Annotated in this window: 19 protein-coding genes; 18 read left to right on the forward strand and 1 reads right to left on the reverse strand. The window is 30.1% G+C overall.

What is annotated here, in order from left to right; genetic code table 11:
* From EI71_RS10380 to ispE, 18 genes are all read left to right on the forward strand, one after another.
* The coding region (locus EI71_RS10380; RefSeq protein ID WP_211321066.1) for a hypothetical protein at positions 1–286 on the forward strand (286 nt) is incomplete at its 5' end.
* Positions 287–416: 130 nt separating this feature from the next.
* Entirely contained in the window at positions 417–551 is a 135-nt protein-coding gene (gene rpmH / locus EI71_RS06725; protein ID WP_119016491.1) for a 50S ribosomal protein L34, read from the forward strand.
* A 96-nt stretch (positions 552–647) separates the two neighbouring features.
* Positions 648–1,001, forward strand: coding sequence for a ribonuclease P protein component (gene rnpA, locus EI71_RS06730; RefSeq protein WP_119016492.1), 354 nt, complete (start codon positions 648–650; stop codon positions 999–1,001).
* The gene (locus EI71_RS06735) at positions 994–1,989 is read left to right on the forward strand and encodes a YidC/Oxa1 family membrane protein insertase (RefSeq protein ID WP_119016493.1); all 996 of its coding nucleotides are present in this window, start codon (positions 994–996) and stop codon (positions 1,987–1,989) included. The genes rnpA and EI71_RS06735 overlap by 8 nt, the downstream gene beginning before the upstream one ends.
* 10 nt (positions 1,990–1,999) lie before the next feature.
* Positions 2,000–2,605, forward strand: coding sequence for an RNA-binding cell elongation regulator Jag/EloR (jag, locus tag EI71_RS06740; protein WP_162849848.1), 606 nt, complete (start codon positions 2,000–2,002; stop codon positions 2,603–2,605).
* A gap of 80 nt (positions 2,606–2,685) precedes the next feature.
* The gene (locus tag EI71_RS06745) at positions 2,686–3,447 is read left to right on the forward strand and encodes a hypothetical protein (RefSeq protein ID WP_119016495.1); all 762 of its coding nucleotides are present in this window, start codon (positions 2,686–2,688) and stop codon (positions 3,445–3,447) included.
* Between the two features lie 12 nt (positions 3,448–3,459).
* A complete protein-coding gene (gene dnaX / locus EI71_RS06750; RefSeq protein ID WP_119016496.1) occupies positions 3,460–5,337 on the forward strand; it encodes a DNA polymerase III subunit gamma/tau in 1,878 nt (625 codons plus the stop codon).
* Between the two features lie 4 nt (positions 5,338–5,341).
* A complete protein-coding gene (locus EI71_RS06755; protein ID WP_119016497.1) occupies positions 5,342–5,635 on the forward strand; it encodes a YbaB/EbfC family nucleoid-associated protein in 294 nt (97 codons plus the stop codon).
* Positions 5,635–6,237 (forward strand): recombination mediator RecR, encoded by a 603-nt coding sequence (recR, locus tag EI71_RS06760; RefSeq protein ID WP_119016498.1) that lies wholly within the window; start codon positions 5,635–5,637, stop codon positions 6,235–6,237. The genes EI71_RS06755 and recR overlap by 1 nt, the downstream gene beginning before the upstream one ends.
* On the forward strand, positions 6,237–6,623 hold the full coding sequence (locus EI71_RS06765; protein ID WP_119016499.1) for a DUF1934 family protein: 387 nt from the start codon (positions 6,237–6,239) through the stop codon (positions 6,621–6,623). Before recR ends, EI71_RS06765 begins: the two co-directional genes overlap by 1 nt.
* 67 nt (positions 6,624–6,690) lie before the next feature.
* Complete coding sequence (gene rpoE, locus EI71_RS10385) at positions 6,691–7,230, forward strand: DNA-directed RNA polymerase subunit delta (protein WP_211321067.1); 540 nt, start codon at positions 6,691–6,693, stop codon at positions 7,228–7,230.
* 246 nt (positions 7,231–7,476) lie between these two features.
* Complete coding sequence (locus tag EI71_RS06775) at positions 7,477–8,148, forward strand: response regulator transcription factor (RefSeq protein WP_162849849.1); 672 nt, start codon at positions 7,477–7,479, stop codon at positions 8,146–8,148.
* Positions 8,145–9,587, forward strand: coding sequence for a sensor histidine kinase (locus tag EI71_RS06780; RefSeq protein WP_119016502.1), 1,443 nt, complete (start codon positions 8,145–8,147; stop codon positions 9,585–9,587). Before EI71_RS06775 ends, EI71_RS06780 begins: the two co-directional genes overlap by 4 nt.
* A 74-nt stretch (positions 9,588–9,661) precedes the next feature.
* Positions 9,662–9,985, forward strand: coding sequence for an ArsR/SmtB family transcription factor (locus tag EI71_RS06785; protein WP_119016503.1), 324 nt, complete (start codon positions 9,662–9,664; stop codon positions 9,983–9,985).
* 19 nt (positions 9,986–10,004) lie between these two features.
* Positions 10,005–11,219 carry an HD domain-containing protein gene (locus EI71_RS06790; protein WP_119016504.1) on the forward strand — a complete coding sequence of 405 codons (1,215 nt, stop codon included), beginning with the start codon at positions 10,005–10,007 and terminating at the stop codon, positions 11,217–11,219.
* Position 11,220: 1 nt separating this feature from the next.
* Positions 11,221–11,754 (forward strand): ribonuclease M5, encoded by a 534-nt coding sequence (rnmV, locus tag EI71_RS06795; protein ID WP_119016505.1) that lies wholly within the window; start codon positions 11,221–11,223, stop codon positions 11,752–11,754.
* Positions 11,739–12,608 carry a 16S rRNA (adenine(1518)-N(6)/adenine(1519)-N(6))-dimethyltransferase RsmA gene (gene rsmA, locus EI71_RS06800; RefSeq protein WP_119016506.1) on the forward strand — a complete coding sequence of 290 codons (870 nt, stop codon included), beginning with the start codon at positions 11,739–11,741 and terminating at the stop codon, positions 12,606–12,608. Before rnmV ends, rsmA begins: the two co-directional genes overlap by 16 nt.
* Complete coding sequence (ispE, locus tag EI71_RS06805) at positions 12,595–13,419, forward strand: 4-(cytidine 5'-diphospho)-2-C-methyl-D-erythritol kinase (RefSeq protein WP_119016507.1); 825 nt, start codon at positions 12,595–12,597, stop codon at positions 13,417–13,419. The genes rsmA and ispE overlap by 14 nt, the downstream gene beginning before the upstream one ends.
* Before the next feature lie 14 nt (positions 13,420–13,433).
* On the opposite strand, the gene EI71_RS06810 is transcribed toward ispE, so the two are convergent.
* A complete protein-coding gene (locus tag EI71_RS06810; protein WP_119016508.1) occupies positions 13,434–15,671 on the reverse strand; it encodes a U32 family peptidase in 2,238 nt (745 codons plus the stop codon).
* Between the last annotated feature and the right edge of the window lie 196 nt (positions 15,672–15,867).

Consider the following 15,867-nt stretch of genomic DNA (forward strand, 5'->3'; position numbering starts at 1 on the left):
GATAAAGGTTAGAAGATATAAAAGAATTCAAGTCTTAAATACATTACTAACATATGTAATGTTTTTTAGCAATGTCATAAATATGAAGGCTGTAGGAAAAGCAATAAGAAAAATCAAAAAACAAATAAGAGAAAAGGTACTATTTTGGTTATATAGAATAAGCGATGGAATAAAAGGGGTTATTTCATTTTTTAGCAAGGACTTAATTTCAATAATTTACCCTAAAAGAAATAAGCGAAGACGAGATTTGTGGACTGTAATGGGGGTCAGATTTGACATCTCCTAAAATTGACAAAATTTCGTATGAATTTAAAAATGGGGAAACTCAAATAAAAAATTAAATAATTGTTGACATCATATATCGTTTTTGATAGAATGAGATAGCATGGTTTCTTAAAGAAAGGCAGGTAAATGAGATGAAAAGAACTTATCAACCTAATAAAAGAAAAAGAAAAGTAACTCATGGTTTCCGCGCTAGAATGGCAACTAAGAATGGTAGAAAGATTTTAGCTGCTAGACGTAAAAAGGGCAGAAAACAGTTAACAGTTTAATTTCATATTTTTAATAATTGACATAACTAGTACGACCAGAACAATTATATTAATTCTTTTGGTCGTATTTTTTATTGTTAATTGTGGAGATATTCTATGAAAAAACAATATCGCGTAAAAAAATCAGAAGAAATTGAAAAGATAATTAAGGAAAAGAATTATAAATCTAATCCTTATTTAACATTATATAAAAGGAATAATACAGAAACCGGCCACTTCCGTTATGCGATTAGTGTAGGAAAAAAAATAGGTAATGCTGTTGAAAGAAACCGAATCAAAAGGCTTATAACAGCAGTTATAGATAACCTGAGTATTGATTTGGATTCTTCTACAGATGTTTTTATCATTGCTAGAGTGCAAATTAAGGAATTATCCTATGATGAGCTTAAGAAGCAGCTAGAATATCTATTTAGAAAACAAAAATTAATAAAAGGAGAAAAAAATGGTTAATTTTTTCTATAAGCATAGACATAAATTAATTCTTATTGCTCTTTGTGCATTTTTGGCGGTAGGTTTATCAAGCTGTCGTTGGGATTCATCCACATGGTATGTTAAAGCTTATACTTCCTATGGTCAAGAATGGATTGATCTTTGGGATGGAGGAAAGGGATTTTGGAATACCCTATGGGCATGGCCAATTAACTTACTTTCTTGGCCAATTGCATGGCTTTGTTCTACCATTGGTAAAGGAATTGGAAATTCTTATTTTTGGGGTATCCTATTTACTACATTAATTGTAAGAACTTTAGCATGGCCTATTTACTCAAGACAAAATAGCTCTTCTTTAAAGATGCAGTTGATGCAACCTGAAATGGCTAAGATTCAGGCAAAGTATCAAAACCGCAAGGATCAAAGAAGCCAGCAGATGATGCAACAGGAAATGATGAAATTGTATAAGAAGCATGGTATGAATCCATTAGGATGCTTAGGTACTATGTTCTTACAATTCCCAATATTTATGGCTATGTACGAGGTAGTTCAGAGAATTAATGCTACTACTACTGTAGTTGTAAATAATGCAGTAAGCTACACTTATTCTGGTGCTTTTGCATTAACAAATACTAAAGTATTTGGTTTATTCGAAATGAATACAAGTTTCTTCCAAGCAACAATGTGGTATGATAAGGTATTTGCTGCTGTTGTTGCTGTTTTATTCGTTGCTATGACAATCCTTTCTCAGAAGCTTAGTCAGCGTCCTCAGAAGTATCAAAAGATACATCCACAGGATAAGAATAAGCAAGCAGATCAAGGTAAGCAGATGAAATACATGATGGTTATTATGAATGTTATGTTTGGTTTCATGGCATTATCTAATACATCATTAGGTATTTATTGGTTAATTGGTAGTATTTATCAGTTATTCCAGTCTCAGGTTGGTCGTTGGATTAATGCATATAAGTGGGAAAAGGCTCAGAAGCAAAATAATATTATTGACTAGGTGAAAAAGTATGCAGAAAAAATTTGAATTTATTGCTCCAAGTGCTGATGAAGCTATGGATACCGCAGTTCAGAAATTACATATTGCTAGTGATAAAATTTACGTTAATGTTCTTGGTGAGACTGAAGATGGTGTAAACTGTGAAGCTTTAGTTGATGTTAATTTAACATTAGAAGGTAAAAAATACCTAGAAGGTATTTTAAAAGCTTTAGGAATTGGTTATCAAATTGAAGCTAGAAGCATCAACGGTGAAGAACAAATTTATTATATGATTGATTCTTATGAGAATTCTTTATTAATCGGAGTTAAGGGTAAGACTTTAGAAGCATTACAAATTCTTCTTCGTAATTTAATTTCTACATATACAAAGGATCATGTAATTACTTCCCTAGATATCGGTGGATATAGATCTAATCGTGCTCGTCAGCTTGAAATTTTAGCTACAAAGACAGCTAAGGAAGTTGTAAAAACTAAAGTTCAAGTTAAGCTACAGCCTATGAATTCATATGAACGTAGAATCATCCATGAAAAGCTTGCTGATTGGAGAGATGTTTATACTGAATCTGAAGGCGAAGGCGAAAATAGAGCTATCGTTATTAAGCCAAAAACAAAGTAATATATAATAAGTAGAAAATTGTCAGTTAACTGACAATTTTTTATTTTTCATTTTGCTACAAATTATGATAAAATAGTATTATGAGAAAAATTTTAAAAATTTCTTGGCATATTCTAAGAAGTATTATAATACTTATACTTCTATCCTATACTACTTGTGTTATTGTAGAACATGTTGCTAAAGATGTTCTAGTCAATAATTTCATAAGTAAAGGTGTATACCAAGAAGAACTTTCCACTTCAAATATCAAGTATTATAAAATTGCATATGATGGTGAAAAATCTATGTATTATGAAGAAAGTACACATGATTGTTATCCGGGTGGAAAGGGTGATATTCTTGTTAGTCCGGATCAATTAACAATCGCTCCAATAGTGAATGAAATTGTTAGCTTCTATGCTGGTGGACATGCAGGATATTCTATTGGAAATTATGAAGATTATGAGGTTCAGTCTGATGATTACAATACCTTAGAAATCACTCAAACCTTAGAGGTTCATAATGCAAGACTTTATCATAAAAAGGATTGGGCATCTAACGAATATTTTAATGTTGTTATTGGTCTTAGAGTAGATATGACACAGGAAGAATATGAGAAGGTTACTTCTGTTATTCTATCTTATTATGATGATCCATATAATAGTTCATTTTTATTTAACACGACCAATTCAAAATATTGTACAGACATAATGTCTCAAGCTTTTTCTTATATTGGTAAAAATCTAAACAGAGATTCTTTTAGTACTTCTGTTTATGATTTGATTGTATCTCCAGATACATATATATCTTATTATCATTATTATGATGGTAATGGTGTTAAACATGTTTATTATCTTGGATAAGGAGGAATAATAATGGCATATGTAGCATTATATAGAGCTTATCGTCCACAAAAGTTTTTAGATGTTGTAGGACAAGAGCATATAATTAAAACATTGCAAAACGCAATAAAATTAAATAAGGTGGCTCATGCATATTTATTCTGTGGTCCAAGAGGAACAGGTAAAACTACATTAGCTAAAATCATGGCTAAAGCCATGAATTGTGAAAAAGGACCTACTGTAGAGCCTTGTTGCGAATGTGATATTTGTCAAGGAATTACAAAAGGAACAATATCTGATGTTGTAGAAATTGATGCTGCATCGAACAATGGTGCAGATGATATTAGAGCCTTAAGAAGTACAGTAAAATTCTTACCTTCTCAAGGTAAATATAAGGTTTATATTATCGATGAGGTTCATATGTTATCGGATGCAGCATTTAATGCATTATTAAAAACATTAGAAGAACCACCAGCACATGTAATCTTTATTTTAGCAACAACAGAACCTTATAAGCTTCCAAATACAATTTTATCTCGTTGTCAAAGATTTGATTTCCAATCTATTTCTATTGATGATATTTTAAAGAGACTTAAAATAGTAGCAAATGAAGAAAATGTAAAAATTACAGAAGAGGCATTACATCAAATTGCAATTTCAGCTGAGGGTGGTATGAGAGATGCATTATCCTTATTTGATCAATGTATATCCTTCTCTCAAAACCCTGAAATTACCTTAGATGATGTATTATCTGTAAGTGGTAATATTTCTTATGTGAAAATCATTGAATTATTAAATGCTTGTATCAGCAAAGATGAAACAAAGGCTATTTCTTTACTTGATAATATTATAAAGGAAGGTAAAGAAGTACCTAGAATTATTAATGATGTTATTCTATTCTTAAGAGACTTATTATTATATAAGAATAATGCAGTATTAGAAGAAAAATTAATGTTTAAAAATCCAGAATTTATGGATTTAGCAAGAAATGTAGAAAAATCCGTAGTTTATCATTGGTTAGATATATTAAATGATGTATCAAATCAAATGAGATTCTCTACTCAAAAAAGAGCCTATATTGAGCTTGCAGTTTTAAAGATGAATGATAATGAACAAAATGATATTGCAAGCTTTAAATCAAGGTTAGAATCCTTAGAGCAAACAATTCAAATGATGAGTCAAAATGGCTTCCAAATGAAGGCGAATGCTCCTGAAAAAAGAGTCGTTAATGTAGCAAATATTCCATCTAGAGAAGAGATGATGGCATATAGAAATCAAAAACAAAACGTTGTAAATACAACAAATGATGATGTTACAAATGACCAAAATGATGTAAATATTGTTGTAAGTACAACAAAAATAGAAGAAAAACCTGTAGTTGTTACTACAAATAATGTTGTAAATACAACAAATAATGGTGGTCCAGAACAGGTAACAATTAAGGATGTTGAGAATATAATTAATAATGCTTCTAAGGCTAAGCGAGATGCATTATTAAAGGTTTGGCCATTAATTTCAAGCAAGTATGATGGAGTTGGAATTCAAATCCTAGTTCATGGTAATTTACAAGCAGTAAGTGAGGATTCATTTATTGTAGAATTAAGTGATGTTTCCTTCTGTAATCGTGCAATGCAATATGAAAATTTTGTAAAAATTATTGAAATTTTAAATGAATATGGTTTAAATATTAAGGATTACATATGTTTACCAACATCTGTATGGAGAAGAATTATTGCAGATTATAAGAGTAAATATAGTAAGGATAATCCTAAGCCTGTATTAGAGGATTTCCCACTTGGTGTTGTAAAAAGAGCTGCCCCAAAGGCAAAGATACAAAATAGTGAATCAAATCTAGTAAATCAGGTATTAGAATTTTTTGATGATAATGAATTAAAAATAGTGGAGGAATAAGAAAATGAATCAGCAACAAATGATGAGATTAAAGAAAATGCAAAAACAGATGATGGAGGCTCAGGAGAAGCTTGAATCTACAGTATTTACTGGTACTGCAGGTGGTGGAGTTGTAACTGTTGAGGTTAAGGGTAGCCACGAGGTAGTAAGTGTTACTGTTGATCCTGAGGCTGCAGCTGATGATTTAGAAATGGTACAGGATATGATTGTTTTAGCATTAAATGATGCAAATAAAAAGATTGAAGCTGAATCACAGAAGCTATTAGGTGGATTCGGCGGAATGGGATTCGGATTTTAATGAATAAATACCCTACTTCATTGGAAAATTTAATTGAATGCTTTTCCAAGCTTCCTTCAGTAGGTAAAAAAACTGCAGAGCGTTATGCTCTATATGCATTTTTCCATATGGATGAGGTAGATTTAATAGATTTTTCTAATGCTTTATTAAGTATAAAGAAGGATATTCATATATGTCCATCCTGTGGAAATATGACAGAAGATAGTCTTTGTAATATTTGTAGTGATGCATCTAGAAATCATAAGCAGGTATTAGTTGTTGAAACAATTAAGGATTTAATTACTATTGAAAGAGTTAATGAATTTAGAGGAATTTACCATGTATTAAATGGTGCAATATCCTTCTCTAAAGGAATTGGCATTAATGATTTAAATATAGAATCCTTAACAGAAAAAATTAAAAATAAAGAAATTGAAGAATTAATTTTAGCAACAAATGCCACTATCGAAGGTGAAACTACCGCAAGATATTTATATGAGCTATATAGAACATATGATGTTAAAATTACAAGAATAGCTCATGGGCTACCTGTAGGATCTGATTTATCCTATGCAGATGAAATGACAATCTTAAAGGCCTTTGAAGGACGGAGGGAATATTAATGGAGCTTTTATTTTATAGTTTAGATAAAGATTCTAATAAAGTCTTTTTCCGTGCAAATTATGAAAAAAAAGATAATTTAATTATCTTCCAAGATAAAAGTATGGAAAATACGATGATTTATTTAACTATAAATAGGGATTCCTTAATATTTGAGCGTAAAGGAAATACCAGTATGACAATGATTCTAAAGGAGAATATAAATACTCCTTTTCATTATGAAAGCTCTACTGGTCTTTTTTTCGATTTTGAGGTTAAAACTAAAGTATTATCTATAAAAGATAACAAATTAGAATTAGAGTATTCTTTATTAGATTTAGGTGATGAAATCCAAAACGTAAAATTATGGATTACTCTAGATAAAGAAAACCGTTTTTCTAATATATAAAAATACTTGCAAATTGCAAGTGTTTTAGGTAAAATATAATAGCATTTTTATTATGGAGGCAAAATTTATGGAAAACATTTCGCAGATGTCATTATTAGAAGTTGCTTTAAAAATTATGAACGAAAAGGGTACTGTAGTTAATATTTATGATTTAATTAACGAGGTTTTAGCTGCAAAAGGCATTGATGACCCTGATAATGTATACGCAACTCAGTTATATGTTGACATCACTACTAGTTCGAAATTTGTATATATGGGCGATGACAATTGGGATTTAAAGTCTCGCCAATCTCTAGATCAGTTCGACAAGGATGGTGCCTTCTTCAATCCTAAGGGCGCAGAAGACGCTTATGATGATGAAGAGGATGAAGAAATCTTTGACGATGAAGATGATGAGGAACTTGATGAAGAAGATGAAGATGAAGAGTCTGACGATGAGGACGAAGACGAGGATGATGAGTCTGAGGAAGACGAAGATGAAGACGAAGAGTCTTATGATGATTTAGATTCTGAGGATGAGGAATCCGATGAGGATGACGATAACTCCATCGACGAGGATAAGTATAACGAATACATGGATGATTACGAGGATTTATACGAAGCATAATCTCATAATTTCCCATAAATTTCGTGGAATTTACCGATTTTGTATGATAAATTAACAATAATGTATTGGTAGACTATAGTTGTCTTAAGAAGACGAATATCTAGTCTCTAAATAGAGGCAGGTACTTTTTCATAAGCAAACTATAACTCTCCCAATTTGCGATAAAGAACATCTGCCCAGATGTTCTTTATTGCTTTTATAGAAAAAATAATGATAAAATATAAGAATAGAAAGGTCGTGTTTTATATGTACAAAATTGGTTTAGTAGAAGACGAAAAGAATTTATCTTCTTTAGTTGAAAAATATTTAATTAACGAAGGGTATGAGGTAGAAGTATTTAATAACGGAGAAGATGCAAGTGCGCATATAAAAGATAACTTTTCCTTATGGATTTTAGATATAATGCTTCCTGGGGTTATCTCAGGATATGATTTAATCAAAAGTATTCGTCAAGAAAATCCAACAATGCCTATTATTTTTACATCCGCAAGAGATCAAGATATTGATAAGGTAATGGGCTTAGAGCTTGGTAGCGATGATTATGTTGCAAAGCCTTATTCTGTAAGAGAATTAATGCTTCGAGTTAAGAATTTATTAAATAGAAGCTATGGAATGGTATCTCCTAAAAAGTCTAATACAGAAGAATTCAATGGATATGAAATAGATTATGATAAGAGAATTGTAATGGAAAATGGTGTTAATATTAATTTAACATCCAAGGAGTATGACCTTTTATTATTCTTATTAAAGAATAAATCTAAGGCATTTTCTAGAGATCAGATATTAGATAATGTCTGGGGAATGGATTATTTTGGCTCAGATAGAGTTGTAGATGACTTAATGAGGCGTTTAAGACAAAAAATGCCAAATCTAAGTGTAGAAACCATCTACGGCTTTGGCTATAGATTACTTGTATGATGAAGAAGTTTTCAATTTCAACCCAGTTATTAGTTTTAGTATTTACTCTTCTTTTATCTACATCCATTATATTTATTATTATTTCTTATTTTTCTATTCAAAGGGTTGCAGAAGGACAAGCAGTCTTAAGAATGTATTCTCTTGATTCACAAATTGTAATAGATCCTACAACAAATGATGCGAAATCCCCTTTCGATGATATGAAGCTTCATTATATTACTTTTGATAAAGATAATACTTTATATAATGAACAATTAGGCTATCATATTTCAAAAACGGCCAATGATTATATTTCCTTAGAAGAATTTCAGGAGTATTTTGAGAATTATTTAAAAAATAAAGTTAATTTTGAATTTTCTAAAGATGACCAAAAGCCACCGAAAAATCCTGAAGAAACGAATCTTTTAGTTGATAATCAAGATTCAATGGAAAATAACAAAATACCAGAAAAAAAATATAAAGGTGCTGACTTTTATAAAACAAAAAATGGATATACACTTTATTATGTGTTTTCATGCAATAGAGAGTTTACAAAGTATTCATTCATTTTTACAGATGATGCATTCACAAGTAATCTTACAAGAGATGTAGCATTAAGAATGTTTTCAACATTCCTTGCAATATTATTTATTGCAATAATGTGTATTTATGTATGGAGTACAAGAATCACTAGAAGATTAAAAAATATTCAATATCATATTATGAATTTACCAAAGAATAAATATGAAAAGGAATATATCGATGATAGTGATGATGAAATAGGTGAATTATCAAAATCTGTTGAGGATATGAGAAAAGAAATTGGTCATAATGAGAAGACAAAGCAAGATATGCTTCAAAATATTTCTCATGATTTTAAAACACCTATTGCAGTTATTAAATCCTATGCCGAGGCACTACAAGATGGTATGGCAGGTCCTGAGGCTTTAGATACTATTATTGAACAGGCAGAATCCTTAAAAAATAAAGTAAATAGATTATTACAATACAATTCACTTGAATACTTAACAAAGGATAAGCCATTTGAAGGAATCAATATGACAGAGCTTGTAAATCGAGTTATATCGAATTACAAATTCCAAACAAAATTGGATTTTAATTTAGATTTAGAGGATAATGTTATCTTTATGGGATACCAAGAAAATTGGTCTACTGTTATTGGAAATATTATTGATAACGCAAAGCGTTATGCAAAAACAGAAATTAAGATTACATTAAGATCTAACTATCTTAAAATTTATAATGATGGTGAGCACATTGATGAGCAATTCTTAAATTCTATATTTAAACCATATGAAAAAGGCTCTAAGGGTCAATTTGGCCTTGGAATGTCTATTGTTAAAAAGACAGTAGATTTCTTTGGAATGAATATGATTGTAAGAAATGAAGAGGGTGGAGGAGTATCCTTCATCATTAAAAAGGACGAAGTGCACGAATAAGAGAGGGTAAAACCTCTCTTTTCTTGTAATATGAGGAATATTATTTTATAATATTTTTGAAATTGGAGGCATGTATGAAAGAACCTATAAAGCTAAATGTTGAGGATTTGGATGCTTTTTCTGTAGAAATTGAATTGATGAGTAATTTCTTTAAAATGCTTGCTGATCCAACAAGATTAAGAATTTTATTATTTTTGGGTGATGAAGAAATCTGTGTAAATGATATTGCATCAGGAATTAATATGACAAAATCAGCAGTATCTCATCAGCTTGCACTTTTAAGAACTGCAAGATTAATTAAAAACCGTAAGGTTGGTAAAGAGGTATATTATTCCTTAGCGGATGAGCATGTTAAGGTATTAATTGAGGCTGCATTTGAGCATGTTAATGAAAAATAAAAATTAGGAGTTGATAAGCATGTTTACAAAGCTTTCTAGAGCTAAGGTTTTCCGTGATCCTTTATATGGATATATTCAAGTCAATTATAAAATCATTAGTGATTTAATTGATTCAAGAGAAGTACAAAGATTAAGAAGAATTCGACAACTTTCTGGAGTTTCTATGGTTTTTCAAACTGCAGAGCATTCTAGATTTACTCATTCTCTAGGTGCATATCAAATGGCAAATTTAGTTATTGATAATGTAGAAGGAATGGATAAAGTTTCTGAATATGAAAGAGTTGTTTTTTTAATTGCGGCTTTATTACATGATATTGGTCATGGACCATATTCTCATGCGTTTGAGCATGTTTTAGAATGCTCTCATGAGGATATGACTGTAAAATTAATATTATCTAAGGAAACTGAAGTAAATAAAATCTTATCGATTCAAGATGGTCTTGCTGAGGATGTTGCAAGTGTAATTAGACATGATAATAAGCATCCATTAATTGAATCCTTAGTATCAAGTCAACTTGATGTTGATCGTATGGATTATTTATCTAGAGATGCTTATATGACAGGCGCAACCTATGGTCATATTGATTATTTCCGTATTTTAAGAAGTATGAAGATTATTGATGGTACTGTGTGTGTTAGAGCCTCTGGTGTACATTCTATTGAAGCTTATTTAATGAGTAGATATCATATGTATTTCCAAGTATATTACCATCCTGTTGCGAGAGCCTATGAGACAATCCTTGAAGGAATATATGAAAGAATTAAGGATTTATCTATGGAAGGTGTAAGAATAGATGCATCTATTGTTTCTTTTTTAAATGTGCTTAAAAACAATGATGATATTGAATCTTATATTGATTTAGATGATACCAATGTTAATGGCTTTATTAAGCAATTAACCTGGTGTAGTGATCCGGTATTAAATAAATTAGCTAACGCTTTTGAAAAGCGTCATTTATATAATTTTGTTGAGCTTGTAAATGAACCAGATGAAAAGTTCTTAGATGACTTAAAAAAGAAATATTCCAATATGGAATATGGTAAATATTTTTATAAGAATGTTAAGGTTTCTGGTGTTGCATATATGCATTCTCCAAAGAGTGATATTAATGCGATTCGTGTATTATTACCAGATGGAAGCTTAAAAATATTAGATCAGTATTCTCCAATTATTAAAGGCTTAAAGTCATCAAGCTATAAGGAAATTGAAAGAATTTTCTATTTTGAGGATTAATATGGATATTATTGTAGTTGAAGGAACCCATGATGAAATCAAGGTAAAAGCGGCATATCCGAATGCGGAATGCATTATTACGAATGGTAGTGAAATTAGTGATGATACCATTGAGCTTATTAAGGAAATGTCTAAAAAGCATAGAATTATTATATTCACAGACCCAGATTCACCAGGGGAAAGAATTAGAAGCATTATTACTAATGCCATACCTAATGCTTCTCAAGCCTTTTTAAGAAAAAAGGAATGTATTTCAAATAATAAGAAAAAGGTTGGAATAGAACATGCATCTATTGAAGCTATAAAAGAAGCATTAGATAGCATTTATACACCAAACAAATTAGAAGATACTATCTCTTTAAGGGATTTATATGATTTAGGCTTAAATGGAAATATAGAATCTAAAAAATTAAGAGATAAAGTATCCGATATATTAAATATTGGTAGGCCAAATGCGAAGACCTTTTTAAAGAGACTTAATTTATTACAAATTACAAGAGAGGAGTTAGAAGATCTTTTATGCAAGGTAAAATAGGAACATCTAGTTATATCAATCAAGCATTAAAGGAAAATGATTTATATGCCAAAAAGAAGTTTGGTCAAAACTTCTTAAATGATCAAAATATTCTATCCTCTATTGTAGAGCATGCACATATTGATAAAGATACTTTAGTTATTGAAGTTGGTCCTGGTCTTGGTAGCTTAACGGAGCATTTAGTTAAGGCTTCGGGCTTTGTTTTGGCTTATGAAATTGATAAGGATTTACTTCCAATATTAGATAAGAATTTTAAAGATTGTAATAATTTAAAGGTAATTAATAAGGATATCTTGGAAGTAGATATCAATAAAGACATTGATGAATATAAAAAGAACTTTAAAAACGTATATTTAGTTGCAAATTTGCCATATTATATTACTACTCCAATAATCTTAGGGTTATTATCTAAAACAGATAAAATCAAAAGATATGTAATGATGATGCAAGAAGAGGTTGCAGAAAGAATATGTGGTAAGCCTAAGACTAAGGATTATAATGCATTAAGCATTGCGATTGGATATAGAGCAAAGGCTAAGCTCGAGCTTAAGGTACCAAGAACTGTATTCATTCCTTCCCCTAATGTAGATAGTGCAGTAATCAGCTTAGATTTATATGATAATCCACCTTATAAGGCTAAAAATGAAGAATTATTTTTTGAATTTATAAGAATTTGTTTTAATCAAAGAAGAAAGACTCTATATAACAATTTAGGTATGGTATATAAAAAGGATTTTGTATTAAAAATGCTAGAGGATTTAAATATAAAAGCTACAGCTAGAAGTGAAGAATTAGACATAGTAGATTTTATTAAAATGAGTGACTATATCGAGGATAATTATGATAAAAATTAAAGCTTACGCAAAGATAAATTTAGCTTTAGAGGTAATGGAAAAAGAGTGTGGCTATCACAGGGTAAATAACTTAATGATACCTATCGATTTATATGATGAAATCACTTTAGAAAAGGATGATAAAATCATCATTTTAAATGATCCATTTCCAGGGGAAAATATCATGGAAAAGGCTGCAAAGCTTTTCTTTTTAAAGACTAAAATTGATGGTGGGGTGTTTATTACAATAAAGAAGAATATTCCGTCAGCGGCCGGGTTAGCTGGAGGTTCTTCAGATGCGGCAGCCATTTTAAAGGGGTTAAACGAATTATATTCAACAAACCTAAAAAAAGAAGAGCTAATCGAAATGTCTGCAGAGCTTGGTAGTGATGTTGGATTTTTTATTGAAACAAAGATTGCCCTATGTACTGGCAGAGGAGAAATTATTCATCCTTTAGATATTGATACACCAAAGCTTAATGTTTTAATTATTAAGCAAGATATTGGACTATCTACAGCTATGATTTATAAGAATTATAGCTATGATGGTAATAGAAAAGAAGATAAAATTAATAATATTATTCAAGCTTTAAGCACAAGAAATATTCCTATGCTAGATTTAAATATTTTTAATGATTTAGAGCCTGTAGCACTTAAGGTATCTAAGGTATTAAATGATGGCTTTAATGCAATAAAAAATATGGGTATTTCTGTACATGTATCCGGTAGTGGACCTACAATGTTTGTCTTAAATCCTACAATGGAAGAAATATTAAAAATAAAAGGTGCCGCTAAGAAGGACACCATTATATTGCTTACAAACACATTCTAAAAGGATGTGTTTTTTTATAGTATTTCTTTGTTGAAATGACCTCTAGTTTCTAATTCCTTATTGAAGGTTTTAGTAGTATCTCCATTAAGCTTATTTTTAAGTGTATTAATAATCTTAACAGATTCATCATAATCCTCAATAGTTAGCTGAATTCTATAGGTATTTATATATGGAATAGAATCTAATTCATCCATTAAATTAAGTGTTTTTCCATTTAAAATAGTAGTAGTACAATCCTTGTGATTAATAATTGGGAATTCTCCAAATTCATCTTTTAAAATGTATTTATTTTCCCTACATTTACCACATTGTCCCTTTACCTTTAATGGACAATAGTGAGTAAACATCATTAGGGAATGACCATAAACAATCATTTCTAAATTTGGATATCCACCAATATTTTTATAATAATCATTTACCAAATCATCGATTTGGTTTTTATTGATTTCTAAGGATAAGCAAACTCTATTTATTCCAAGCTTGTGTAATATATAAACAGACTTATAATTTACCACATTCATTGTGAAATCGGATGTGATTTTGTTTTTGCCTCTATAGTGGTATATTCCACCATAGCCACCAACTAAAACCTCTCCATCCATATCTTTATATGTAACTTCGTTTCTTCTAATATAATTGTTGTAGTAAATAATATCTATTCCTAAATCTTTACAAGCCTTATATTGTTCTTCTGTTGTACAGAAGACAGAGATATTCTTTTCTTGTTTAAAATCAATTTTTTCAAAAGGAATTTCCTTTTTTAAAACAGGGGTTCTTTTAGATAATCTTTCATTATCCATAAGATTTACAATTATTCTTCTTAAATCATTGATTTTACCTACAGGTAAGAAAATATCATAGGCATTAAATTCTAGGCTTGCTAAAGAATAAATAGAATCATTTAATTTCGATAATTGCTTTAAGAAGGAATTATAATCTGTAGGGCGGGATAATGCCTTATCTAGCTTGTAATCTGTAGTATAGGATACTGTTTTTCCTTCACATTCAGCAATTATTGTTAATGGCTCATTTGGATTACCATAAACTGTGATATGAAGAGGGAATCTTTTATATTCCTTTGGATAGGATTTTTCTAATTCTTCAGTAAATAAGATATCCTTTGTTTTATAAACCTTATCACTTGTGAATAGTTTTTCTTTAATTTGAATATAGAACTTTTTATCTGCTTTAGATATTAGATTTTCATTTGCATCAAAGATTTTAGTTAAAGATAAATTAACATCTATACCTAAATGGTCAATTCTTATAATATCTCCTTGAGTTACTGGCATAGATAAGGTTATTTCATAATAACCATTTTTCTTGCCAGAAACATAACCAATTAAGTATCCATAATTATTTGGCTTATCAATATTGGCTATATTCTTTTTATCCTCATGGAAAATATAACCTTTAGTAAATGTACGGTTAAATGTTTTAGTTAAATTGAACTCTTCGCCCTTTAAAAGCTTGCCATCTAAAGCATCTCTATAGGTTTTAATGATATTTGCAACATAGACTGGCTCCTTCATTCTTCCTTCAACCTTAAGGGAGTCTGCAACCTTTAATTCATTGATATTTTCTAGGGTTTTTAGGTCCTTCATAGAAAGAATATAAGAAGTACCTAAGGATTCATTTTGGGTTGTATTTATTAGCTCATATGGCTTTCTACAGGAGCCTACACATCTACCACGATTACCGCTTCTATAGCCAATTAAGCCAGACATATAGCAACCACCGCTATAGGATACACAAAGTGCTCCATGAACAAAGATTTCAAGAGGAATTTTACATTCCTTTTTGATTTCTTTGATTTTTTCTATTGGTACTTCTCTAGATAATACAACTCTTTTAGCTCCTAATTCTTTTAGAAGAAGAGTTCCTTCTTTATCATCAATACCCATTTGAGTAGAAGTATGAGCTTCAAGTAATGGGTAGTTTTCTACTACATAAGAGAATATTGCAAGATCTTGAATGATTAATCCATCTACGCCTAAATTGTATAAAATATCGATTTGCTTATATGCATCCTCAAGCTCATTATCAAAGACGATGGTATTCATAGTTACATATATTTTTACATTTCTTAAGTGGCAATAATGAATAGCTTCTTCAAGCTCTTCAAAGCTAAAATTGTTTGCGTAAGCTCTTGCTCCAAAGCGGTTCATACCCAAATAAATGGCATTTGCACCATTGGAAACTGCAGCAATTAATGCTTCCATATTGCCTGCTGGGGCTAGTAATTCACTCATTTTCTCACATCCTCGGGCATATTATATAATATTTGGGTATAAAAACAAGTAGACAAAAGGCCTATTTTAATAACAATTATTTTGTAAAATCTCCATTTTATAAAATTCTATTTGATAACGAAGTTTTTATGAAAACGTTTTGAAAAATTTGTTGTAATATTGCTCAATATAAATTATAATTTATATTATAGAGAAC

The sequence above is a fragment of the Anaeroplasma bactoclasticum genome (genome assembly GCF_003550015.1).
Taxonomy (GTDB): domain Bacteria; phylum Bacillota_I; class Bacilli_A; order Acholeplasmatales; family Anaeroplasmataceae; genus Anaeroplasma; species Anaeroplasma bactoclasticum.

Bases quoted from the DNA above. Each gene is read 5' to 3' on its own strand.
- EI71_RS06735 (WP_119016493.1), top strand. From the start codon at position 994: ATGGTTAATTTTTTCTATAAGCATAGACATAAATTAATTCTTATTGCT.
- rnmV (WP_119016505.1), top strand. From the start codon at position 11,221: ATGGATATTATTGTAGTTGAAGGAACCCATGATGAAATCAAGGTAAAA.
- EI71_RS06810 (WP_119016508.1), bottom strand. From the start codon at position 15,671: ATGAGTGAATTACTAGCCCCAGCAGGCAATATGGAAGCATTAATTGCT.
- EI71_RS06765 (WP_119016499.1), top strand. From the start codon at position 6,237: ATGGAGCTTTTATTTTATAGTTTAGATAAAGATTCTAATAAAGTCTTT.
- EI71_RS06780 (WP_119016502.1), top strand. From the start codon at position 8,145: ATGATGAAGAAGTTTTCAATTTCAACCCAGTTATTAGTTTTAGTATTT.
- EI71_RS06775 (WP_162849849.1), top strand. From the start codon at position 7,477: ATGTACAAAATTGGTTTAGTAGAAGACGAAAAGAATTTATCTTCTTTA.
- EI71_RS06745 (WP_119016495.1), top strand. From the start codon at position 2,686: ATGAGAAAAATTTTAAAAATTTCTTGGCATATTCTAAGAAGTATTATA.
- rpoE (WP_211321067.1), top strand. From the start codon at position 6,691: ATGGAAAACATTTCGCAGATGTCATTATTAGAAGTTGCTTTAAAAATT.
- EI71_RS06790 (WP_119016504.1), top strand. From the start codon at position 10,005: ATGTTTACAAAGCTTTCTAGAGCTAAGGTTTTCCGTGATCCTTTATAT.
- rpmH (WP_119016491.1), top strand. From the start codon at position 417: ATGAAAAGAACTTATCAACCTAATAAAAGAAAAAGAAAAGTAACTCAT.
- rnpA (WP_119016492.1), top strand. From the start codon at position 648: ATGAAAAAACAATATCGCGTAAAAAAATCAGAAGAAATTGAAAAGATA.
- recR (WP_119016498.1), top strand. From the start codon at position 5,635: ATGAATAAATACCCTACTTCATTGGAAAATTTAATTGAATGCTTTTCC.
- rsmA (WP_119016506.1), top strand. From the start codon at position 11,739: ATGCAAGGTAAAATAGGAACATCTAGTTATATCAATCAAGCATTAAAG.
- jag (WP_162849848.1), top strand. From the start codon at position 2,000: ATGCAGAAAAAATTTGAATTTATTGCTCCAAGTGCTGATGAAGCTATG.
- dnaX (WP_119016496.1), top strand. From the start codon at position 3,460: ATGGCATATGTAGCATTATATAGAGCTTATCGTCCACAAAAGTTTTTA.
- ispE (WP_119016507.1), top strand. From the start codon at position 12,595: ATGATAAAAATTAAAGCTTACGCAAAGATAAATTTAGCTTTAGAGGTA.
- EI71_RS06755 (WP_119016497.1), top strand. From the start codon at position 5,342: ATGAATCAGCAACAAATGATGAGATTAAAGAAAATGCAAAAACAGATG.
- EI71_RS06785 (WP_119016503.1), top strand. From the start codon at position 9,662: ATGAAAGAACCTATAAAGCTAAATGTTGAGGATTTGGATGCTTTTTCT.